This window comes from Streptomyces sp. CB02058, assembly GCF_001905505.1.
Classification (GTDB): Bacteria; Actinomycetota; Actinomycetes; order Streptomycetales; family Streptomycetaceae; genus Streptomyces.
Genome location: NZ_LIPG01000010.1, coordinates 61,641 through 83,960 on the forward strand (window position 1 = coordinate 61,641; position 22,320 = coordinate 83,960).

16 protein-coding genes and 2 pseudogenes are annotated in these 22,320 nt (G+C 68.3%); 11 read left to right on the forward strand and 7 right to left on the reverse strand.

From position 1 onward, the window contains the following. Positions 1 to 32: 32 nt before the first annotated feature. The 4 genes from AMK10_RS35995 (at position 33) to AMK10_RS36010 (ending at position 4,147) form a co-directional block, all read left to right on the forward strand. Positions 33 to 350 carry a helix-turn-helix domain-containing protein gene (locus AMK10_RS35995; RefSeq protein WP_073753873.1) on the forward strand — a complete coding sequence of 106 codons (318 nt, stop codon included), beginning with the start codon at positions 33 to 35 and terminating at the stop codon, positions 348 to 350. Then, complete coding sequence (locus AMK10_RS36000) at positions 337 to 855, forward strand: ImmA/IrrE family metallo-endopeptidase (protein WP_073753918.1); 519 nt, start codon at positions 337 to 339, stop codon at positions 853 to 855. Before AMK10_RS35995 ends, AMK10_RS36000 begins: the two co-directional genes overlap by 14 nt. A gap of 521 nt (positions 856 to 1,376) precedes the next feature. Continuing rightward, positions 1,377 to 2,381, forward strand: a complete 1,005-nt coding sequence (locus tag AMK10_RS36005; protein ID WP_073753875.1) for an SMODS domain-containing nucleotidyltransferase — start codon at positions 1,377 to 1,379, stop codon at positions 2,379 to 2,381. Continuing rightward, positions 2,378 to 4,147 (forward strand): ThiF family adenylyltransferase, encoded by a 1,770-nt coding sequence (locus tag AMK10_RS36010; protein ID WP_073753877.1) that lies wholly within the window; start codon positions 2,378 to 2,380, stop codon positions 4,145 to 4,147. The genes AMK10_RS36005 and AMK10_RS36010 overlap by 4 nt, the downstream gene beginning before the upstream one ends. Before the next feature lie 61 nt (positions 4,148 to 4,208). Here AMK10_RS36010 and AMK10_RS36015 read toward each other — a convergent pair whose 3' ends face one another. Beyond that, positions 4,209 to 5,336, reverse strand: a complete 1,128-nt coding sequence (locus AMK10_RS36015; RefSeq protein WP_241839819.1) for an SAVED domain-containing protein — start codon at positions 5,334 to 5,336, stop codon at positions 4,209 to 4,211. 802 nt (positions 5,337 to 6,138) lie between these two features. Between AMK10_RS36015 and AMK10_RS36020 the strand changes: the two genes are divergently transcribed. From AMK10_RS36020 to tpg, 3 genes are all read left to right on the forward strand, one after another. After that, a complete protein-coding gene (locus AMK10_RS36020) occupies positions 6,139 to 6,354 on the forward strand; it encodes a hypothetical protein (protein WP_073753879.1) in 216 nt (71 codons plus the stop codon). Positions 6,355 to 6,789: 435 nt separating this feature from the next. After that, positions 6,790 to 8,946 (forward strand): telomere-associated protein Tap, encoded by a 2,157-nt coding sequence (gene tap / locus AMK10_RS36025; protein WP_073753881.1) that lies wholly within the window; start codon positions 6,790 to 6,792, stop codon positions 8,944 to 8,946. Positions 8,947 to 8,956: 10 nt separating this feature from the next. Beyond that, positions 8,957 to 9,511, forward strand: coding sequence for a telomere-protecting terminal protein Tpg (tpg, locus tag AMK10_RS36030; RefSeq protein WP_073753883.1), 555 nt, complete (start codon positions 8,957 to 8,959; stop codon positions 9,509 to 9,511). 204 nt (positions 9,512 to 9,715) lie between these two features. On the opposite strand, the gene AMK10_RS36035 is transcribed toward tpg, so the two are convergent. Continuing rightward, on the reverse strand, positions 9,716 to 11,161 hold the full coding sequence (locus tag AMK10_RS36035; protein ID WP_073753885.1) for a hypothetical protein: 1,446 nt from the start codon (positions 11,159 to 11,161) through the stop codon (positions 9,716 to 9,718). A gap of 410 nt (positions 11,162 to 11,571) precedes the next feature. Here AMK10_RS36035 and AMK10_RS36040 point away from each other — a divergent pair, with 410 nt between their 5' ends. The 3 genes and pseudogenes from AMK10_RS36040 to AMK10_RS36055 all read left to right on the forward strand — a co-directional run bounded on the left by AMK10_RS36040 (position 11,572) and on the right by AMK10_RS36055 (position 15,118). Beyond that, on the forward strand, positions 11,572 to 13,128 hold the full coding sequence (locus tag AMK10_RS36040) for a hypothetical protein (RefSeq protein ID WP_143195016.1): 1,557 nt from the start codon (positions 11,572 to 11,574) through the stop codon (positions 13,126 to 13,128). Continuing rightward, positions 13,098 to 13,817 carry a hypothetical protein gene (locus tag AMK10_RS36045; RefSeq protein ID WP_073753889.1) on the forward strand — a complete coding sequence of 240 codons (720 nt, stop codon included), beginning with the start codon at positions 13,098 to 13,100 and terminating at the stop codon, positions 13,815 to 13,817. Before AMK10_RS36040 ends, AMK10_RS36045 begins: the two co-directional genes overlap by 31 nt. Positions 13,818 to 13,986: 169 nt before the next feature. Then, positions 13,987 to 15,118 (forward strand): annotated as a pseudogene (locus AMK10_RS36055) (IS3 family transposase). Between the two features lie 125 nt (positions 15,119 to 15,243). Here the strand turns inward: AMK10_RS36055 and AMK10_RS38570 are convergent. Beyond that, the gene (locus AMK10_RS38570; RefSeq protein WP_274535371.1) at positions 15,244 to 15,375 is read right to left on the reverse strand and encodes a hypothetical protein; all 132 of its coding nucleotides are present in this window, start codon (positions 15,373 to 15,375) and stop codon (positions 15,244 to 15,246) included. 163 nt (positions 15,376 to 15,538) lie between these two features. On the opposite strand from AMK10_RS38570, the gene AMK10_RS36060 reads away from it, so the two are divergent. Beyond that, positions 15,539 to 16,360, forward strand: a complete 822-nt coding sequence (locus AMK10_RS36060) for a hypothetical protein (RefSeq protein WP_073753893.1) — start codon at positions 15,539 to 15,541, stop codon at positions 16,358 to 16,360. A gap of 247 nt (positions 16,361 to 16,607) precedes the next feature. Here AMK10_RS36060 and AMK10_RS36065 read toward each other — a convergent pair whose 3' ends face one another. The 4 genes and pseudogenes from AMK10_RS36065 to AMK10_RS36080 form a co-directional block, all read right to left on the reverse strand. After that, entirely contained in the window at positions 16,608 to 17,462 is an 855-nt protein-coding gene (locus AMK10_RS36065; protein WP_073753895.1) for a helix-turn-helix domain-containing protein, read from the reverse strand. Positions 17,463 to 17,472: 10 nt separating this feature from the next. Then, a complete protein-coding gene (locus AMK10_RS36070; RefSeq protein ID WP_073753897.1) occupies positions 17,473 to 17,769 on the reverse strand; it encodes a hypothetical protein in 297 nt (98 codons plus the stop codon). Between the two features lie 600 nt (positions 17,770 to 18,369). Beyond that, positions 18,370 to 19,097 (reverse strand): annotated as a pseudogene (locus tag AMK10_RS36075) (SDR family oxidoreductase). A gap of 371 nt (positions 19,098 to 19,468) precedes the next feature. Beyond that, positions 19,469 to 21,841, reverse strand: coding sequence for a DEAD/DEAH box helicase (locus AMK10_RS36080; RefSeq protein ID WP_382564497.1), 2,373 nt, complete (start codon positions 21,839 to 21,841; stop codon positions 19,469 to 19,471). Between the last annotated feature and the right edge of the window lie 479 nt (positions 21,842 to 22,320).

A 22,320-nucleotide genomic window follows, 5' to 3' on the forward strand; every position in this document is an offset into this window, starting at 1 on the left:
TCAGCGAGGCTGGCCATGAAGGGAGGGGCGGTGTGGAGGAGCAGGAATTCAATGCGGCCGTGAGCCGCCTGATCCGGCAGGCCCGGCAGCGGGCGGGTGTGACCCAGGAGCATCTGGGGCGGCAGGCAGGTCTGTCGCGGGCGTCGATCACGAACATCGAGGGCGGAACACAGATGCCGCCGCTCTACCGCCTGGCCCGTATCGCTTCGGCGCTGAACGTGCAGCCCGCAGAGCTCATTCCGCTGCTCGTGCCCGACGAGACCGCGGACCTTTCCGCGCGGCACGCGGCCGGGGTCAGTGCCGTGTGGGCCCGGGCGGCGGAACTGAGGGGTGGTCATGGTGAAGGCTGACATCGCGGCACGGACTCTGCTGGAAGAGATGCAGATCCTGACCCCGCCCGTCGACCCTTTCGCGCTGGCCGAACGGCTTGGCGCGGTGGTGGTGCCCCAATGCCTGGACGGCGACGTCTCGGGCATGCTGCTGCGCCGGGACGGCAACTGCGTCATCGGCGTCAACCAGGACCACTCGCCGCTGCGGCGCCGCTTCACCGTGGCCCACGAACTCGGCCACCTGCGCCTGCACGAGGGCCGCCCGCTGATCCTGGACACGGACGTGCGCGTGAACTACCGCAACACGGTGTCGGGTATGGCCACCGACCGCGAGGAGATCGACGCCAACCGCTTCGCCGCCGCGCTGCTGGCACCCGAGCCGATGGTCCGCCAGGCTGCCCAGCAGGTGACCTTCCCGACGGTGGAGGACCTGGTGAAGGTGCTCGCCGGCCAGTTCCAGCTCAGCGAGACGGCGATGACCTACCGCCTGATGAACCTCGGCATCATCTCCGGCCCGGCCTTCTGAGAACGGGACCCGGTCCGCCCTCAGCTCTCCGAAATCTCCCTGCACACAAGTTGCCCCTCACGGTGCCCAACTCGGCCGCCCGGACAGCGCCTGCCGCGATGTCAGGGAAACTGTCCATGAGAATCGGCCTTGTGTGAATGTCGCTCAGTGTGCTCTCCTTGTTACAGCAGAACGCTAAGGAGCTCTCTGCGACGGGTGAACTCTGCCCGGCACACAGCCGGACCACGTCCACCCACCCGGGCTGTACCGCGTACACGTGCCCGCCCGCGAGGGCCCGGCACCACTGACCGGACAGCACTGGCCCGCTGCCGACCTGGCCAGACACCGCGCAGCACCAGGGCCCCGGCTCCAGCCGGCCGCACCCGCGACCGGCCCGTCCCGGCCCCTCTTCACGCAACCTCACATCCCCCACGGCACACCCCTGCGCGCACCCCGCGACGCCCAGCCGGCCTGCCCCAAAAACCCCAGCACACCCCCCGCGCCCCCCGGCGCGCACTCCACACAGCACGAAAGGCCCCCCGATGCAGCACGTCGACAGCTTCCGCACGTTCCTGCGGGACACCGTCAACCTCAGCCAGCGCCGACTCGACCTGCTTGCCACCCGCGTCGAGACCATCTACCAGGCCCTCAAGAACGATCCCGACCTCGGCCCCCTGGTCCTTGGCAAGAAGCCCCAGGGCTCCTGGGCCCAGCGCACCATCATCAACCCCCAGGGCGACAAGGAGTTCGACGCCGACTTCATGCTCCACCTCGCCGAGGTGCCCGACTGGTCCGACAGCCCCAAGACCTACATCGACCAGGTCTACTCCGCCCTTCACCACCACCGCATCTACAGGGACATGCCCTACACCCGCAAGTGCCGCTGCGTGCAGCTGAGTTACGCCAACTCCATGCACGTCGACATCGTCCCCTACCTGCACCTTGCCGACGGTCGCGAGGTCATCGTCAACCGGGACGACGACCGGTGGGAGCAGACCAACCCGACCGGGTTCACGACCTGGATGCAGCAGCAGGACAAGATCGCCAACGGCAACCTGCGCAAGGTCATCCGCCTGATGAAGTTCCTGCGCGACCACAAGAACTCCTTCACCGGCACCCGCTCGATCATCCTCACCACCCTGCTCGGCAACCGCGTCAGCCAGTTCCAGGCCATGATCCGCCCCGACTCCTACGCCAATGTGCCCACCGCCCTGCTCACCATCGTCGAAGACCTCGACACCTGGCTCCAGGCCCGCCCGTTCAAGCCGTCGATCTCCGACCCGTCCGGCTCGGGCGTCACCTTCGACCACCGCTGGGACCAGGAGACCTACAGCTACTTCCGGGCCCGCATCCACACCCACGCCCGCCAGATCCGCGAGGCCTACGACGAGACGGACCCCGACCGCAGCGTCCGCCTGTGGCGCGACCTGTTCGGCGACGCCTTCCCCGCCCCGCAGCGCAGCACCGCCCCGGTCGCAGCCAGGTTCGCCGCGCCCGCACTGCTCACCCCGGCCACCACGGTCTCCCGTACCGGACGTGCCGGATGACCAAGCGAAAGCTCGCGGCCTCTCACGCCAACGCAGAACAGAAGGAGCTGCTCGCCGAGCTCACCGCCCTCGCAGCCCAGCACCCCGAGGACATCCAGCTCACCGGCCGCCCGCACACCGGACCCGACGGCTCGTGCACCGTGCCCCTCCGCATCCGCACCGGCGACATGCCGCACGCGCCCGGCGGCCTGCACCTCGCCGAGCACGAGGACTTCCTCCTCGTGCTCGCACCCACCCTGCTGCTCCCGCCCCGCATCCAGACCACCCACCTGCGGTTCGCCGGCACCCCGCACGTCCTGCAGGGCAACCGCCTGTGCCTCTACCTCGACCCCGCCCGCGAATGGGACCCCACCGCAGGCCTCGCCCCCGTCCTGGACCGCCTGTGGCAGTGGCTCACCGACGCGGCCGCCGCCAACTTCGACCCCAACACCGCCCTCTACCACCCCGTCGGCGGCGTCCTGCACCACACACCAGGCAACCCCACCATCGTCGTGCGCGAGCGCCTCCTGCACGGCCGCGCCGGCATTGGCTGGCTCACCGCGCGCACCGACGATCGCCTCGACCTGACCACCAGCCAGCCCACCACAGGCAACCCCCGCCGGACCCCGATCCTGCCCCTGAACCACCCACTGCCCCTGGGCGCCGGCACCACCCTGACCGAACTCCTCGCTGCGATCGACCACAACCCCGCCCCTGCACCACCGGCCCCGAACGCCCCCTCCCACACCCTGCTCACCGCCCTGGCCGCCAGCGCCCGCCGCAACCCAGCCCACACCGCCCAGCACTTCCTCCTCGCCGTCCCCCATCCCGCCACCCCGACCGCGCCCGCCTTCCTCCTCGCCGGGCGCCTGGAACCCGAACTCAGCGACGCACTGCGCCGCCTCGACCCCCGCACCCTGTCACCCCGCCGGGACGCCCTGCCCACCGCGCTGCGCGACGCCGCCCTCACCTGGTTGCCGCTGTCCGACGAACGCCCCGAGGTCACCACCCGCCGCGACACCGAACGCCCGGTCCACTCCTTCCTCGGCGCGCGCGTGCACATCTGGGGCTGTGGCGGCATCGGCGCATGGGCAGCCGAACTGATCGCCCGCGCCGGAGCCTCCCACCTCACCCTCAGCGACCCCGGCCGTATCACCGGCGGACTCCTCGTGCGCCAGAACTACACCGAGGACGACATCGGCACCACCAAAGCGGCCACCCTGGCCCAGCGCCTGCGCAGCATCAGAGACGACCTCACCATCGACATCGCCGCCCCGCCGCCCGACCCCTCACTGCTCCAGGCCGCCGACCACGCCGACCTCATCATCGACACCACCGTCAGCATCACCGTCGGACGCTTCCTGGACGTACTCGCCCAACGCCCCAACCGCAAAGCCGTCCTGGCCCAACTGGCCACCGACACCCTCAGCGCCAGCCTGGGGATCCTCACCCTCGTCGCCCCCGACACCCGCGCCACCGCCACCGCCATCGACCAGACCAGCGGCCACCACGTCCTGAACACCCCCCACCTGGAGCCCTACCACTGTCTATGGACCCACCCGGCACCCGGCGACGAACTACGCCCCACCCGCGGCTGCTCCGTCCCCACCTTCCACGGCTCCGCAGCCGACCTCATGGCCACCACCGCCACCCTCGTCAACCTGCTGGGCACCCAGATGCGCCACCCGATCTCCGGAACCCACCTGTGCGCCCAGCCCCACACCGGAACCCGCCCCGCACACCACTTCATCGCCCACACAGACCCACCACCGCCGACGCCCCACTGACCCCTGCTCACAACCCGCGACAGCCGCCGCTGCCCAGGCGCCGCGCAGGCGGGCGCCAGCGTCAGCCGGCCGACCGGCCGACCTCCAAGGTGGGCACATAGCTCCCGGCCAACCGCTCGTAGATCACCCACTGCGGGTGCACCTGGAAGTGATGGGCACGCCCCAGCGCCACGGCCGCCGACATCGGCACGGCGGGCAGCACATGCAGCCGCCGCACCGTCTTCGCCTCCGCCTCCAACAAGGCCAAGAACCCCCGCAGGGTGTCCTCGAAGCACCCCAAGGAGGCACGGCTGCACAGGATGTCCGGCCCCGTCGCCACACCGACGGGACTGATCACATAGCGCCGCAGCATGGACAGCTCCCCAGGCACCTCATCCCGGCCGATCGCCCCCGACACGTTCACGACGACCACCGCCTCGTCCCCGGCCGGCACGTCCTGATCAACCCTCGCCTCGAACCGCGTACTCACGCCGCTCTCGTCCGGCCAACGCCAGGACTCCTCAGCCCGGTGCCGCTGAAAGACCTCCGTCGGCACCGTGTCATCCAGCCGCGCCCCCAAGTACACCAACAGCGGCAGCCGCGCGAACCCGAACACGCTCACATGCTGCACAGCACCCCGCTCCACCCCGGCCCGCAGCCGGTGCTCAAGCACCTCATCAATAACCCTCACGGCATGCCCGTAGTACGCACGGCTCCCCGCCGCGGCACTCACCACGTCCTCCACCGGACGTTCCCCGGGAAGCTGACGCAGATCGATCTCCACACCGTGACGGTCATACGACTCCAGGAACAGCGGAAACCGGCGCTGCGCCGTCACCGCCTCCGCAGCCGTCTCCCGCGACAACTCCACGGCCCGCCCGTGCACCGACCCCAGCATCCGTACCACCGCCGTGGCACGCTCAGGCCCCAGCCCCGTCACATGCCGGATGCGATCCTCGTGCTCCCGCTTCAACCGACGCAGCTGCTCCACGGTGAAAACGTCCAAGGCCCTCTGAGCATCAACCTCACCGTGATGCCGCTCGCAGAGCAGCATCAGATTGTCCGCCCCGTCCCGCAGCCCCGGATCCAGCGGGTACTCACCCCGCGGCGACCGCGCACCCACACCCTGCCCGACGATATGCGCCAACTCACCCAGGTTCAGCGTCCGCGCCGACAACGCCCCCTCCAGCAGATACGCATTGCACAACACACACCGACCCCCGCTGCGCACCCACACCTCCAAACGAGCCTGCCAGGAAGGCTGCTTACGCCGTCTGCCGCCCGCCCCACCCCCGCCCACCCGCCATCGCCTCCACCGTCAACTATGTGATCGTTTCTCCCGACACTAGACAGTAACTGCATCTTGAACGAAGCGACTTGACAGCGACCGCACCCCGTTACAGAGGTTTTCGGGTTGTCGTCGGGTGGTGACGGTTCATGTTTCCTGCGGTGTGCGCTTCGCGGGGGTTGAGGCCTGATCGCTGAGCGTTGAGTACCTCACGGACCCGTGGTGGAACTTGGAAGGAAGGAGGGGTGGCCAATGGTGAAGGCCTCGCAACCGCCCACTGAGCCTGGAAGGATGAAGCCCCACGTGGTGGCATTCCACAGGCCCCCCGCGGTTCACGTCCCATCCAAATGGCGAAACTGCGATGGTGGCAACCAATGCACTGACGCGACCTTCAGAAGGGACGTTCCGATGGGTGATCTGTGATCTGGGCACCCCCTGCAAAGTCTGTGCTGGCCCCGTTCACTCGAACGTGGTGGCCGGTTGTACTGCCTATACGTGCACCACCCCGTGCGCGGAGTGCGGTCACATTGGCGACGTTCACCGCGACTGGTACACGCCGGGTTTCTGCCGAAGGTGTCCTGAGACGACCGAAGCCAGGTACGACTTCGAGAGTTCGACCACCGTCGCGCTTACCTGATGAGGTCCTTAGACCGTGTCCTGTGTCCTGCGTTGACGCCCCGGAAACCGTCGTCTCTTCCCGAGAGTCGGAGGACGGGAGCCCGGTGTGCTCCTCGAGCAGGCGCTTGTTCTGACGGCGCAGGACCTTGACCTCTTGCTGGATGAGGACGACTTGCTCATGAAGTGCGGTGAGCTCGGCCTGGAGCTGGCGGGTGTAGGTCTGGGCGTACTGAAGGTTCTCTTCCTGCTCGGCGACGCGCTCGTCAAGGGCGAGATGCCCCTGCTCGGCGTGGCGCGCCTTGCCCAGCACGTGGCGCAGTGACGCGGCGAGCTCTGCTTTCCCCGCCTGCTTCTGCGCCCGGACTTGGGTGAGCTCTTCCTTGAGGTGGGCGAGCTGGAGAGCGGGGGGAGCCGCTGGCCTGGTGGGCGAGCGCGCACAGCTCGTTCAACTGGACTCGCATGCCTGCCTCGAGCGGCCGTTCCTGCCGGGCGAGGAAATCTCCAGGGCTGCTACGAAGCCGATAGGGGAGGTCCGTTCACCACTGAGGTACCGCGAGAGAGTCGCCGGGGCCACCTTCGCCGCGACAGCGATCTCCTTCTGCGTGCCACCCCGGCCGGTAGAGCCGTTCAGCCAACGACACCGAGAACAGCAGGCTAACGCCTCGAAAGTACGCAATATGTTCGAAGGAAGTACGGCAAAAGTTGCTTTCGTTGGGCGGTGGGAGGTAGGTTCGGAACATGACCGGGGAGGATTGCGATGTCTGAACTGTTTGACGCGGTCGATGCCCTCATCGCGGGCCGCGCGCATTTGCCGCGACCGCAGGAGCGGGAGCGTCTGCGCAAGGCGCACGGTCTGACGCAGGACGAGGTCGCCAAGGCGCTGGATGTACGCCGCGCGACCGTCGTGTCCTGGGAGAACGGCAAGACAGAACCACGCCCTCCACAACGCGAGGCATACGCCCGGCTGTTGGACAAGCTCGCCGAGCTGTACCCCGCCGCCCCCGCCCCGAAGGCGGCACCGGCCGGTCTGGCCGCTCCGGTGACACCGGTTCCCGAGGCTCTCTCACCGGCTGTACCCGCCGCCGCCCCTTCCGCCGGCACGCCGTCCACCGCTGCTCCGACCGCCGGTGCCGCCCGGGCTGTCCGCGCACCCGCCCCCGCGGGCGCGGCGCGCACGGCGGCCCGTCGCCCGGCGGCCCCGAAGACCACCGTGCCACCGGCCCAGGCCGATCCGCGGTTCGCGAACGGCCCGCTGGCCGTCGTCGACATCGAGGACGGGCACACCGTGGCCTACTGCGTGGGCGGTCTCGTCCTCGACGTGCCCGCCAGGTCCGTTCCCGCTCTGGTCGACTGGACGCTGACCGAGGCGAAGCTGGGCGCCGCCCGGCTCAACGGATCCGGCAAGGACGCCGACCCGCTGATCGTGCTCACCCCCGCCGCCTGTGAATGCTATGGCCTGCCGGCCCGGCTCAGCGATGAGGAACGCAGCGCCGGACGGCTCCCGGAAGGCCACAAGGTCATCAAGCAGCTCGCCCGGGCCGACTGGCAGCTCACCCGCCGTGGCTTCGGCCCCTGGGCCCGCATCTACCGCCCCGCCCAAGGCGGCAAGCGGGCGTGCGTGCAACTGTGCATCCCCTCCTGGAACGCGCTCGACAAACGCAGCTGGGGCGATACCGCACAGCTCCCCGCCCCCGAACTCGCCCGCCTGCTGGGCACCTACGCCACCCGCGTGATCACCCCGCGAGGATCCACGGCCGTCACCGGCCTGGAACTGATGACCGCACTGCACCCGCCCACCCGGGCCAGCGAACCCGACCACACCGGCAAAAGGCACAGCCAGCACAACCCCGGCTCGCTCGGCAAGGAGCCGGTGGACTGCGCACCGTGCGAGGCACCGGACGGCCACCCTCTCCTGGCCGGCCTGCCACGCTTCCATCAGCGCACCCCCGCCGAGATGCTGATGGAAGAGGCCTACGACTGGGCACGCCCGCTCACCGACGAAGAGTGCGCCAAGCGGTACATCGTGGGCATCGACGTCAACATGGCCTTCGCCGCCGCCGCCAACGGCACCACCGTCGGCCTGGGAGCGCCCACCCACCTGCGCCGGCCTGCCTTCGACCCGAAGCTGCCCGGCTCCTGGCTCGTCGACCTCTCCCACATCGAACTCGACGACCGCCTCCCCTCACCCTTCACCCCACGGGGCGAGAGGCCCACCGGTCCGGCCTGGTACGCGACACCTACCGTCGCCTACGCCCTCGAGCTCGGCTACCAGGTCACCCCCGTCGAGGCGTACGTCCGCCAGGAGAGCGGCCGCTACCTGGACGGCTGGTACAACCGGCTGCGCGACGCCTACATCGCGACGATGGCCGACCTCGGCGTCACCACCGACCTGACCCCGGCTGACTTCCTGGCGGCCATGGACGGCCACCGCCTGCGCGACCCGCAGATGGCGACCCTCCTGTCCGCCATCAAGGCCACCGTCAAGGGCGGCCTGGGCAAACTCCGCGAACGCCCCCGCGGAGAGAGCTGGAAACCGGGGGAGCCCTGGAGAGCCCTGTCCCGCCCCACCTGGCGCCCCGACATCCGCGCCGCCGTCATCTCCAAAGCCCGCATCAACATGCACCGCAAGATGCTCAAACTCGCCGACGCCACCGGCCAGTACCCGCTCGCGATCCTCTCCGACTGCGCCGTCTACGCCAGCGACGGCCCCAGCCCCCTGGACTTCCTCCCCTACAAGGACGGCAAGCCGCTGCCGGGCGGCTTCCGCCTCGGCGTCAGCCCCGGCATGGTCAAGCACGAGGGCACCCAGACCACCCTGTGGGCCGAAAGTGTCCACGAGCAGCACGGCCCGGACGAGAACATCGCCCGGTACATCAAGGACGGCCAGGTCACCCGAACCGACAACGGGGAGTAGGAAGTAACCGATGGGACAGCTCGCCGACGGGCTCGACAGAGCCGTCCACAAAGCCTTCACCCGACCAATCCCCACCTCGGCCGGCGCCCGCATGCGCTACCTCGTACGACAGCTGAAATCTACCAAAGCCGCAGCCCAGCAGCTCGGCATCAGCCAGCGCACCGTCGAACGCTACGTCAAGAACCAGATCAAAACGCCCCGCAAGGACCTCGCCACCCGCCTGCAAGGCGAAGTCACCAAGCGCTGGCAGCCCCAGATCCGCACCCAGGCCAAGCAGAAAGCCGCCACCACCCACGGCATCGTCATCGACACACGCGCCCGCTTCGGCTACACCGCCGCCCCCGGCAGTACCGACGACGCCCGCCTGCGCCACCTCACCGTCGCCCTCCCACCCACCTACGCCGCACGCCTCTTCGAAGCCCGCGACCAAGAAGCCACCGACCAACAACTCCAGAACATCGCCGCCGAAGCCCTCCAGGAGACGTACTTCCGCGACGGCGGCCGCCGGGCAGGCGGACTCCTCGTGGAGTTCACCGACGTCGAGCACATCGAATTCGACCTGTAGGGCCTCACGGCGGCGGGGAAGCCTGCTTGCCTCATGTGACTGAGCGTTTTAGTTGACGGGTGAGCGCCGTGCTTGGCGGGTTGAGCGCTGCGGTCGAGGGCGTGTGACTGGTCGGGAGAGTCGTCACATGGTCGCGCTGACTGTCACCGCGAGCTGAGAGACTGCGGCCCCAAGCCGCCTCGCCCGTACTCTGCGTGGAACAGCTCACGGCAGTTTCGCGGTGATCCGTTCGGGATGGGCAACCAGGTCGAGCAGGTACAGGAAGGCCAGCCCGGCGATCCCTCGTGGCAGGAGGCCCTCATGCGCGAACAGGAGGGTCTTCTCCCATTCGTCCAGGTTGAGGAAGGAGTGGGCGCTGTTGCGGTCCCGCCGCAGGTAAAGAGAAGTGGCGTCGTCCCAGGTCTTGTTCATCGGGCCCTTCTTCCCGGGCAGGCCGGCGAGGCCGGTAGGCGTGTAGTACGTGCTGTTCTTGGCGAAGCTGTCCTTCACGCGGCCGAGGGCGTCGACGGCCCGCTGGCACACCGGCAGAGCGACCGCTGCGATATCTGGGGGAAGGTCCTGCCGGAGACCCTCCAGAGTCCGCGCGGCGCGGGACGGAGTCGCTAGGGTGTCGAAGGTGCCCATCCGCATGCCCTCCAAGGTGTCGAGCGCGTCATATGCCGACCTCAGCTGGGATGTCTCGTGGTATTCCGTATCGGCAAGGGTTTCAGTGACGTCGCGGAAGAGCCGTTCGATGCTGGCCAGGTACTGCCAGTGCCAGATCGGACTGTAGACGTTGGTATTCCGGTCGGCGAAGTTGACCGGATCTGTGGCCGCAGCCAGGACCTTGTTGACCTGCGTGGTCCACCAGAAGAAGAACGCCGTGCTCTGCTCAGCGGAAACGACCGGAGGATTCTTCCCACCCCGCTGGCCCGGCCCGGAGAAGCGGTCCGTTGTCGGCCGAACCATGTCTACGAGTTGGTTCGTGGGGAAGGCGAGCCCGGCGACCGGCCGTCCGAATAGCCATACGGCGGCGGCGTGGGCTCGCGTGGACGGGACGCCGACGATGTACGGCGCCAGGGTTAGCAGAGCTGGCGCGGTGAACAGCTGGGCCCCGAAGATGCCGCTGGTCGCCAGGGCGCGCCCGGCAGGGAGCTGATCCAGGGGTAGTTGGCCAGGAGCCAGTTCGGCGGTGAGCAGGAGCCTTGCGAGGGTATAGCGGGCGGAGAGCTCGGGAGTCACGTCCACGACCAGCAACTCGGAGGCCGGCAGGATCTTCCTCGCCGCGACGAAGAACGCCTCCATGGCGTCAGGTAGGCGCGAGGTGGACCTCTCCAGGAAGACGAGCTGGAACCGGGCGACCAAGGCAGCGAGCGAGTCTGTGCCCTCCAGCCGGTGCAGTTCCGTATCGACCATGCCCCTGGTGCCCGCGGTCAGGTGCGCCACCTGGATAGGCAGTGTCGCCAGGAAATCGAACTGATTCTTCTGGATGAGGCGAGTGGTCAGCAGGGTCGGCTGCTGCTTGAGATAGGACTCGACCGTCCGTACCCGCCAGTTGGCGCCTTCCTCGCGGATCTCCCACCCGGCCATGGTGGCGATCGCAGTCCGCCGACCCTGCACTTGGGCCGGGCGCTTCACAAAGGTCCACTGGGTGGCTGTCGCGCGATTCACGACTCCATGATGCGCTCATCATCCTCACGGAGTGTGCGGTAGCCCCCAGCATTCACGTGCTCACCCGCCAACTACAACGCTCAGTCACAGAACCGCTGTGACTGAGCGCTTCAGGTGGCGGGTGAGCGGTCGAGACGGCGAGCTGAGCGCGTAGAGGTCTGGTCGTCGCGTTGCTGAGCTGTGACCCGGCAACAGGTGTGCCACTCCTGGGGCGACTCTCGGTGGCGACCTCGTCATTACGCGCCCGGCCAGTGCCATGGGAGGCTGGCGCCGTGGATTCGAGGAGATATCTGGGGCAGGCCGGCATGGAAGCAGCCGTCCTCCCCTCCCGGGCGGCCTACCTCATTGCGAGCGGCAGCGTGGCCGGGTTCCGTACGGCCGTGACGCAGGCCAGCAGCCGGTGGGGCGGCATGACCGAGCCCATCGTCGAAGCCCAGGCTTCGGGCCTGTCCCCGCTGCACGAGCAGACCGTCCGCGTGGCCAAGGTCGAGGCGCTCGTCAACATCGACGCCGACTTTCAGGCTGCCAAGAAGATCGCGCAAGGCCTCGGGCTGCCCATCGTCGACCTTGCGGTCATACGGAAGAGCGACGTGGCATTCACCTGCTCCCTGGCCGAGGTCGTGCAATACACGGACCCGGCTTACCCTCCGATCGCAGCGAGCCCGACCGGAGCGCTCTGGCATCTGGCGGCGGCCGGCTGCGTAGAGCCGCACCGCCTTCTCGAACACGTGAGGGTGAGCAAGCAGGAGGACGAGTTCGGCCGGTACCAGCTGAATGAGGACAGCCGGATCCACAGCACGCTCGCGCAGTTCGGCGAGTACCCAAGCACCCCCGCGAGGCACATCCCGACGGTCCTGTGGGTCATCGAGGACGAGGGCTTCACCGACAGCATCGACTTCTGGAACACCAGGGCGCTGAGACCGGCCCACATGATCGAGATGCCGATGCTGCTGCTGCCGGGCGCCGACACGGTCAAGCACTGGCTCGACTTCCCCAAGCAGGTAGCCCGTCTCCTCAAGTCTCGCCCCCGCGAGTTCGCCGTCGACGTGGCGCTCGTCAGCCGCTCGGCGTCGCCCGACCAGCTGCTGAAATTCGCCTCAGCGCTCGGCCTGGAGCCCACCGAGGAGGAGCCGCGGGACGGAGCTTGCATGCCCGCGTCCCCGGCCCGGACCGCCCCGTTCACCTTCCGAACGGACCTGGACCCCACGGCGTGGGTGACCATCGAACGCCACTACGGCGTGCCGACGTCCTTCGACGTCCAGGTCTTCGCCGGCGGGCCGAGCACCCTGCGCTTCGTTCAGCCCGTCCAGTTCAATGGGCGTGCCGGGGCCCTGGTGAGGTTCTGGGGCGAGCCCCTGCTCGGCTTGCCAGCCCGCCCGTCCATCGCCCGGCTCGTCCACCCCGGCGCCCAGTGGCGGGACGGCAGGCTGCAGCTCGCGTTCCTGCCGATGAGCCATCAGCTCGCCGTTCAAATGACTTTCCCCCTGCTGCCGCAGGCCACGGAACAGCTTCTGGACGATGTCACAACCGGGCACCAGCTGTCCTCCGCAGGACGGCTGGGAACGGCCCTGGCCGAGCGCGCCGACAGCTTCGCGCTTCTCGAACCCGGTGTCTACGAGGCAGCCATCGCCCTGACCACGCCGCGGTCTAAGGAGCTGTTGAGGCGGCTGAAGGAGCGTCGGGCAGACGGCGATCCGGACGCCGACCTCGCCGAGCTGGCCGCCACGTGGGGGGGGGCCGGTCTGAGCGCCGCTATCTGCCCGCCGACAAGCTGCAGAATGTCAGGGTGGAGGACCGGGCGGCGGCACTGGAGCGGCTGTGCGCGCTGGGCTGGGCCGAGCGCGGGCTGGAGAGCGTCTGCCCCTCGTGCACCAGCCGGTCGTTCGTTCCGCTCGCCCAGACCAGCGGTTCCCCGCAGTGCCCCGGGTGCGGCGCCGTGTCCGCCTACCAGTCCGGCGGCGCGCTGACCTCCGTGCACTACCGGCTCGACAGCTTCACCGACCGGGCCAGCGACAACGGCCTTCTGCCGCATCTGCTTGTCATCGCCGAGCTCTGCCGGCGCAAGCCCCGTTCTCACTTCCTCCCCGGCACCGACGTGACCTTCGCCGACGGCACTCAGGAGGAGGTGGACGTCTTCGGTGTCTGGGACGGGAGGGTCCTCTCCGGTGAGGTGAAGACCTCAGCCTCGGAGTTCGACGCGGCCCAGCTTCAGCGCGACGTCGCGCTGAGTAAGCGGCTCGGGGCTGACGTGCACCTGCTCGCCTCGGTCGCCCCAGTCACCGGGGATACCCGGGAGACCGCGCGCGAGTTGTGCGATGCGGCCGGGCTGGAACTGGAAGTCCTGGACCAGGCCGACCTACGCCCAGCCGCACACAAGCCCGTCCCTGCAACCGCGGCCGACGGCCTCGGCTGGCTGCGTACCGCAACGGCTGACCTGGCCACGCTGATCGAGAAGGGCAAGCCCGTCAGCCACGGCCAGGTGGCGCGGATCCTGAAGACCGCGTCCGGCGGAGCCGCCCCTGTGCCCGGACATATCGCGGCTCTCTCCTGGGCGCTGACCGAGCACGAGGACGATGCCGCAGACCTGCTACTCCGTCTTCTCGGGGTGCTCGACGCTGCAATCCACAAGCACGGCGCGGGCGGCCAGAAGGCGTAGAGGCAGCTACCGGCCTCCGCGCTGGCGCTCACTCGCCAACTGAAGCGCTCAGTCACACCTCACCGGTGACAACCAGGCTGCTGCGACCGGTGGGGCCTCCCCCTGAGTGGTGGACACGCTGATACTGGATCTGCTTGATCCGGAGGAAGCGAGAAGACCGCCGAGGGCGATGAAGGACTACTCGGACGATTTCAGGGCCGATGCTGTGGCCCTGTTCGAGTCCATGCCCGGGGCGACGTACAAGAGCATCGCCGCGGACCTGGGCATCAACAGGAACACTCTGCGGACCTGGGTGCTGCGGGACCGTGAACGCCGTGGTGCCGGCCCGGACACGGCCCGGGAGACCGGGACCGCGGTCCGGCTCGTGCGGACGGCGCCGTCCTCGGAACCGGACGTGAGGATCCGGCAGCTCGAGGCCAGGGTCGCCGAGCTCGAGGCCGGCGAGCGGAAACTGGCCACCGAGCGGGACATGCTCCGCAAGGCGGCCAAGTATTTCGCCGGAGAGACGAACTGGTGATCAGCCGCTTCCAGTTCGTCGACGACCACCGGGACGCCTTCGAGGTGAAGCGGCTGTGCCAGGTTCTCGGCCTGAACAGGTCCAGCTACTACAAGTGGCGGGCCGGCAAGGGAGCCCGGGCCGCCCGCCGGCGGGCCGACCAGCGCCTGGCCGTGAGGATCCGCGAGGTCCACGGCGATTCCCGTGGCGTCTACGGCTCCCCACGGGTGACCGCCGAGCTCCGCGACCAGGGCCTGCACGTCAACGAGAAGCGCGTCGCCCGCGTCATCCGGACGTTCTCCATCACCGGCATCCGCCTACGCAGACGCGTCCGCACCACCGTCCCGGACCCGGCTGTCTCCAGGGTTCCGGACCTCTTCCAGCGAGACTTCACCGCGGTCGAACCGGGCCGCAAATACATGGGTGACATCACCTACCTGCCCCTCGCAGACGGCGAGTTCCTCTACCTCGCGACGGTGCTGGACTGCTTCAGCCGCAAGGTCGTCGGCTGGTCCATCGCCAGCCACATGCGCACCAGCTTGGTCGCCGACGCTCTGGAGATGGCCGCCACGACCCGCGCCGGTTTTGAAGGGGCGGTGTTCCACTCCGACCACGGAGCCCAATACGGCTCGCGGGCCTTCGCCGACCTCTGCGATCAACTCAAGATCACCCGGTCCATGGGTGCCGTCGGCAGCAGCGCGTACCCCGCTACAACACCCGCCGTCGGCACTCCGCCAACGGCCACCTCAGCCCCAATGAATACGAACGCCGCCACCACGCCGCTAAGCTCACGCTCGCCGCGTGATCAAAGACGCGTGTCCACCACCACGGGGGAAGGCCCGGTTCCATCTGCCATGCCATTCGGCTCTGCCGTTGACGTGCTTCGGTACAACGACGTGTGGCCGCCTCCACCAAGGCGGCCACACGCAGTCACACGCTGATCAGACTCACGGCGTAGTCCAGGACCTCCCTGAGCACTCCCCGAACCATCACCCCGGCGATCACCCTCGCCACCCCACCCCACCACGCCCTGCTGCGCACCATCTCCATGAACGCCTTCATAGCCTGCTCCTCGAATTCAGAACCGGCGCTGTGCCGGAGATACCAAGGAAGGCTGTTCAGGGGAATGTTCAGCGAGGACGAGTGGTGCTGAACACGAGGCCCGCGCAGACCAGGCCTGGTGAAATTACTGTTCAGCGATCGTTCAGAGTGAACAGGGGACTCCATGAGTGACAGGGCGGCGCGCGACCACCTGGCGCAGGAACTACGTGCCCTCCGTGCCCGGGCCAGCACTCCGTCCTACACCGTCATAGCCACCTGGGGCGGTAACCGGACACCGAAGGTGAACCTCGGCAGGTCAAAACTCAGCCAGTGGTTCAGCGGCGAGAGCGTCCCGGCCGACGTCAACGCATTCGATGCTCTCGTGTGCTTCCTTGAACGCCGCGCTGCCCAGAAGCAGGGAACGACCCGACGGCCTACCTCGGTGATGGAAGGGCTGCGCGCTGCCGCGGATGCCGAGCGGCGCCGTGCCACGGCCAGTACCCGCATGACGCTTATGGACGGTGCCTGCACATCCGCTGGGCGGGATGCCGAACCCGGGGCACCGTTGCCCACAGGCAGTGTGGTGAGCCTGGTCGAAGCGGTAGAGGAACTGATGGCGCAGGCCGAGTTGGTATTCGAGCACAACGTGCGTGCGTTCCACGGTTTTGGAGAAGCGGTGCACCCCAGCGACCTGGACGCGTTGGCGGCGGTCGACCATGCCCTTGTTGCGGTACGCACCGCGGCACGTCCGATGCGGGTACTGATGCCGACCTATCAGCCGGTCATCGACAAGCTCCTGGAGCTGTGCACGGATGTCCGCCGCTGGTGCACGGAGGACGGCATTCCGGATGACGACGATGATATCTTCGTCAGCTTCTACCTCCAGTACGTGCCGCAGCTGAAGGAACTCCTTGAGAAGTTCGTTCTAGTTGCCGCACAAGGCCGCTCGCCACAACTGCCGACAATGGGCGGGGCACAGGACAGCCAAGCATCAGACCGAGCCTGACACACCAGGCGGCGACGAAACGACGGATCCCGGCGTGCTGGACATGGCGAGCACAAGCCCGTGGCCGCGAGGAGAGCCTCGCGGCCACGGCAGCGGTGAGCCGACCGAGGTCCGTGACCACGACCGGCCCACCCGGTCAACGGTTTGCGGTGAGCTGACACTGCGGCGTGCCGGGCCTGTCGCCCGTCGGCGGGTCGGGTGCGATGCCCACACCAGAAGGGCGCGGTGACCCACCAGGCGACTGCTTTTACTCGGGGAGCATGAACCGCCCGTCCTTGCCGGAGATGATCACGTCGGCCAGGCCGTTGCGATCGGCCTCGCGGCGCAGCCGCAGCGTGGCGCTCTCGTCGAGAGAACGCAGGGGGTCGACATGGAAGGGCTCCCAGAAGGCCGCAGCCATCTTCTCGTCTCGGCACGGGTACTTCTTGGATGCCCATTCCTTCGGCAGGTAGGGGTACCAGCGGAACAGGTCCTTGACGTTGCCCCTCTGCGGGCTGGCGGGCTGATGGGCGGTGGACGTAGCGGACTTGGCCTTGCGACGGGAGATTATCTTGTTCCAGGCGTTCACCCACACCACGTGTCGGTCGAGCGGAAGCTCGCAGCCGGTCAGGAACGCCTTGAGCTGTGCCAGGTCGGCCGGGAGGGCGACGCGCTTCACGATCCGGGCGGCACTGCTGACGGGCAGCGCACGGGAATTGCCGCTGCGCCGCTGGAGCTCCCGCAGCGTGGGGGCACCGGCCTGCTCGTACAGGAGTTCCAGTGCCTTGCTGAGGTCGCCCTCGTCGCTGATGAGTTCGGGTCGCGGCGCGCACATCACCTTCATGCTGCCGCGATCCTCGATACGTGCGCACCGCCACAGCTCGACCACGGCGCGCACCGTGTCCCTGCTTCCCCCGCATGTGGTCACGACGGTCTCGACCGTGTCACGCCGGGCCACGGTCTTGCCAGAAGCGGCCCGCTTGAGCGTGGCCGCCGATACCCCCGTGCGCTCGGCGAGCTCCGCGTAGGTCAGGCCCGCCCTGTGACGGCACTGGCGCAACTCCTCGGCCAGACGGCCCCGGTGGGGAGCACTGCAGTCGACCGGATTCTCACGGCGTCCCATGGATCCACCCCTACTTTCCGGCAGCGGCAGCAGCCACGGCCTTCAGGCACGCTGCCCCGCGAGAGGCCAGGCGACGCAGCCCGCCGGCGGCGATGAGCACCACGAACACACCGATGCCGCCGCAGGTGCCGAGGAGGTAGAGGATGTCCGAGACGGGTGTGCCCGCGATGTGCAGGGCGCAGCCCATGAGTGGAAAGGCCAGGACCGTTCCCGCCTGCGTGGCGGTGAAGCGCCCGGCCGCGCCGACGGGCGAGGGTGGCGCGGCACTGGCGGCGGGCGGGCAGGAGTGGATGATGTGCTGGGTCATTCGGGACGTCCTTGATCTGGGCCGGTACGAGCACATGTACCGACAGGGGTCTGCTACTGGCTGCAATTCCCGTACGCACGGAAGCGATTGGCGTCGCCGCCCGTGCACTGGGGCCTGTTCCATCATCCCAGGAAGTGGCAGATCTCCGCTGCGCGACCACGGAACCTATTGTCTCGTATGTCCGTAGAGTGAAGGTTTTGATTCAAAGGCGTCCAAGGATCCGGGCGAATTTAAAATCCGCTCACGCCCGCCGTGTGCCGACAGGACCCGCTCGGGGAGTGGCGCAATGCCCCGAACAGCGCTTCTGCCGTACTCGTTGGCTCACCTGTGTCCAAGCCGCGCTTGCCGCCCTGACCTGTCTAGATGATGCTGGGGAACAGATAACCACGAGGTCGGTTCACCCGGCCCGTGAGGCGTCCTTGAACTGCTACTGGCTGCAACCGTACGGACAGGGACACTCGGCAGAAGCATGTTGGCGCATGCCCTGCCCGCGCCAGGCCGGCCAACCGTACGCGGTGGCCGGCCTCGTCGCATCCACATGTGCTGCCCGCAGAGACCTCGCCGCTTCGGGAGACAGGCCTCCCACCGCAGTCCGGGCAATCAAGCCGTCGGGGTGAGGAACTGGTGGGCGCCGCGCAGCGTGGTGCGAAGTCTGCGTTGGGTTGCGCGGCTGTCGAGGCGTACGTCGAGAGGCCCTCGAAGCGCGGTGTGGGCCCGCAGGCCGGTGGGCAGTTGGGTTGCGTCGAGTCCGTCGCGCCTGGCGATGAGGGTGCCGAGTTCATGACGGCTCAGGGCCTCGCTTCCGCCGAGATGGTGCATGCCGCTCGTATCAGCCGACGCGAGTTCCAGCAGAGCCGCGGCCAGGTCGGCCACATGGACCGGACAACGGATGTCGTCGGTGAACAAGACCCCGTCGCGGGCCCCAGTGGCCAGCTCGTGCACAGCGCGCTCGTGCTCGGACTTCCCGTCGCCGATGATCAGCGACGTCCGTGCGACCACGGCCCCCGGATGTACGAGAAGGACCCCGGTCTCCGCCGCTGCCTTGGCCGCCCCGTAGGGAGTGACAGGATCAGGCAGACACGACTCGTCGTAACGGACACAGGACCCGGAGAAAACGGCGTCAGAGGACACATGAACCAGACGGCTGCCGCACTTCGCCACAGCCATCGCCAACCGGACAGCACCCTCGGCCGTGACCGCCCAATCCGGCCCCCGCTCGATGCGTTGACCACGACTGACGGCCGCACCTCGGCCAGAACTTCGTCCACACTTCCAGGGTCCCGCAGGTCCAGAGGGTGCCACGCCACCCCTGCGATGCTCCCGGGCATTGTCGTCGGCCTGAGCCAGGAGATTGGCGGTGACCGCCTGGAGGCGGTCTGCCAGGAACTCATACAGCAGATCCTCCTCGTCGGCCTTCTGCCAGCCGGCCGGAGGATCAAGAACGGGGAAGCGCCGTGCTTCCTGCCGCACCAGCTCGCCGGTCAGAGCCAGACACGCGGGGCCGAAGCACCCGCGTTCGTGCAGTTCGTCGAATACGGAAATAGCCGGTACCTCCCCTTGATGGGCGAACCGTATGCCAAGGGGCCCTTCCAGCACAGGGAATTGCACATTCCAGCTCGCACCGCGATCACACCCGAGGGCTACATCCACCCCCACACCCCAGGGTTAAATCCAACCCGAGCCAGCCCCGCTCCGAAGGTCACCCCCAGCGCATTCCGAGCTCGGACAGTTCCTTGACCCGCTCGGGCGCCAGCCGCTCCCGGCGAGAGCGACTATTGGCGATGAACACCCCCAGCGCCTGCTCGTCCCCGCCGACCTTCTCGACATGCCGGTGAGGCACCTCCAGATGCCCCTCCCGTTCCCGGTACTGGCGGGCAGCAGCCAGATTGACCGCCCACACCTGCGCCCGCGTACGCCGCGGTGCCACCACGTCCCGCTCGGCCTTCAGCAGGGGGCCGAGTCCGAGGGCTTCCTTCAGCAGCCACTGCTGTGCTGCCCCGAGGGTCTCCCAATTACGCCGCTGTCCGCCGGCCCACTGCCCCAGGTCCTCTCCCTGGACCACCACCTGCCCCGATTCCTCGGGCAGCGCCTGCCCGCCCTGGACCTGCAGACGGGCTAGGTGGAAACACCGCTGCCAGGCAACCGACCAGGAAGGGCACCACGACGGGTCGATGTCCTCCAGGGCCCGGCGCCGTGCCGCACTCAGCCCACCCGCCCCCTGCCTCACGGCCGCCCGCTGGTTCTTCAGCCACACCCCTACCGCGTACCCCTCCCACATGGCATCGGCCGGCGCCAGCAGGTGCCCGTGCTCCTGGGCCCACCCACGTGCCGCCGACAGCCCCTCAGCGAACGCGACCTCGACATGCGACCAGATCATGCCGAGCTCCTCCAGCTGCCCCACCCGCTCCTTGCTCAGCTCCCCACGGGTATAAGCAGTGCGCTGCCGTGCGATCCACACCCCCAGAGCGAACCCATCCGCAGTCCGGTACTCGTACGGAACCGCCAGATCACCATGGTCACTGCGATAGGCCAGCGCTGCCGCCAGGCCCCGCCTCCAGAACTGCTTCTCCGGCTGCAGAACCCGCATACTGATGAAGGCCGCGAGTTGCGCGGGATCCCGAGGCCGGGAGAACGACAACAGCTCCGCAGCCACCTTGCCCACCTCACCCGGCCCCTCCATCAACCTGCCGCGCGACCGGCCGCCAGCCACCTGAGGAGCGGCCAGCTGCTCCACGGCCTGCGCGTCATGCGCCCGAAGAGCCATCAGTACTTTCACCAGCTCCCCGTAGGCCCGTGAGACCAGCATTTCGTCAGGCTGCTCACCCGGCCCGAGGAAGACAGGAACGACCAGGGAAGCCACCTTGCCTTCGCCCGGCTGCATCCGAAGCGCCCGCCCCACCGCCTGGACGATGTCGACCGCCGACCCCCGCACGTCCGCGAAGACGACCGCATCGCACTCCTTGGTATCAACCCCCTCACCCAGCACCCGCACAGAAGAGAGCACCCGCACCCACGCCGCCCCCGGAACCTCCGGTTCCGACGCGAACCCCTCCAGCACCCGCCCCCTGTGCCCCGGCCGATGCTCCCCGCACAACCAGTCAGCCCACACCCCATCAGTCCCCGGGTAAAACCCCGGATCACTCTCGTGCAGCTCCTTCGCCACCCCACCCAGGCCACTGGAGAATGCCTCGGCCTCACCTGTGCGGTAATGAAACGTCAGCAACCGTTTTAGCCGCCGCTCCGCAGCAACCTTCATCACCGCCGTCTGCAAAGCCGCCAGCCGCGCCCCCCGTACCCGCGCAGTCCTGCCCCCACCCCCCGTCAAGTCGACCACAGGCAACCCAGGGTCCGCGATGTCCACGCACACCACCTGGTAACGAGCAATTAGTCCCCGCTCGATCGCCTCCGACAGCGACAGCCGATACACCACCGGCCCGAACACCGCCTCGTCGTCCATCGACGCAACCAGCTCACCCCCCTCCGGACCCTCCCGGTCCGCCACCTCCCACAACCGCGGCGTAGCCGTCATGTACAACCGACGCAGCGCCGGCACCCGCCCATCGTCATGAACCCCCGCCCACGCCTTCCCCAACGCCCCCGATGTCCGGTGCGCCTCATCCACCACCACGAGGTCCCACGTGCCCAGCCCCGCGCGATGACTTTGTTCCAGGACCCCGAGTCCCAGCGAGGCGTAGGTGGCAAAGACCGTCACCGAATCCAGGCCCGAGACCCACCCCACCAACTCCGCCGCGTCGGTGGTGCACTGGAGAGTCTGTGAGTCCTCGTCCGACAGCGAACAGGCACCGAACATCGGGCCCCGGCGTCCCGCCTCGCGCCACACCGACACGGTCTGGGCCAACAGCCCGAGCGTGGGAACAAGAACCAGAACCCGTCTTGCACGCAGAGCTCGCGCCGCGTGGACCGAGATCAGGCTCTTCCCCGTGCCGGTCGCAGCAACAACCTGGGCTCGCACCCCACCCGGTGATCTTTCATCAGGAACGTGCCCCAAGACGCGTACCACCGCGTCAACAGCTTCGACCTGATGAGGACGAAGCTTCCAGTGAGTCACCACAGTGCGTCACCTCTCACCCCCGGGGCACCCCGCAGAGGCACTACCCGCTCAGCGTAGACTTTATCCGGGATAAGTTTTGATTGCAGACTGCCGCGGAACCCAGACTTTCACCCACTATGACAGGGGCACCCTCCACAGCGTGCCAGCTTGGAAGAAGAGTCCCCATCCGAGTAAGGCCGAGACCGACACTCAACCTCGCGCAACCCTCGGCCTGTAGCCAGCCGCCCGCACAGCGGGCCAGTCTTGGAGGCGAAGCCGGAAAGTCTCAGGCAGGGAAGCGAAGCTGACCTGCCGAACCGGACTGCGAAGCAGTCCGGTTCGTTGTCAGCCGAGCGAAGCCGGCTGACAACGAACACTTCGTCAGCGACCGCAGCGAAGCGGAGGTTGCCCCTGGGAGAGCGAAGCGAACCCAGGGGCGGCGGGCGAAGCCCGGCGGTTTCGCTTGGACGCGCGCAGCGCGTTCCAACCCGCTCCGCGGG

What these genes read in the sequence shown, in the direction of transcription:
- AMK10_RS36000 (WP_073753918.1), top strand. Translation starts at nt 337, where the DNA reads ATGGTGAAGGCTGACATCGCGGCACGGACTCTGCTGGAAGAGATGCAG.
- AMK10_RS36005 (WP_073753875.1), top strand. Translation starts at nt 1,377, where the DNA reads ATGCAGCACGTCGACAGCTTCCGCACGTTCCTGCGGGACACCGTCAAC.
- AMK10_RS36010 (WP_073753877.1), top strand. Translation starts at nt 2,378, where the DNA reads ATGACCAAGCGAAAGCTCGCGGCCTCTCACGCCAACGCAGAACAGAAG.
- tap (WP_073753881.1), top strand. Translation starts at nt 6,790, where the DNA reads ATGTCTGAACTGTTTGACGCGGTCGATGCCCTCATCGCGGGCCGCGCG.
- tpg (WP_073753883.1), top strand. Translation starts at nt 8,957, where the DNA reads ATGGGACAGCTCGCCGACGGGCTCGACAGAGCCGTCCACAAAGCCTTC.
- AMK10_RS36040 (WP_143195016.1), top strand. Translation starts at nt 11,572, where the DNA reads ATGACCGAGCCCATCGTCGAAGCCCAGGCTTCGGGCCTGTCCCCGCTG.
- AMK10_RS38570 (WP_274535371.1), bottom strand. Translation starts at nt 15,375, where the DNA reads ATGAAGGCGTTCATGGAGATGGTGCGCAGCAGGGCGTGGTGGGGTGGG.
- AMK10_RS36060 (WP_073753893.1), top strand. Translation starts at nt 15,539, where the DNA reads ATGAGTGACAGGGCGGCGCGCGACCACCTGGCGCAGGAACTACGTGCC.
- AMK10_RS36065 (WP_073753895.1), bottom strand. Translation starts at nt 17,462, where the DNA reads ATGGGACGCCGTGAGAATCCGGTCGACTGCAGTGCTCCCCACCGGGGC.
- AMK10_RS36070 (WP_073753897.1), bottom strand. Translation starts at nt 17,769, where the DNA reads ATGACCCAGCACATCATCCACTCCTGCCCGCCCGCCGCCAGTGCCGCG.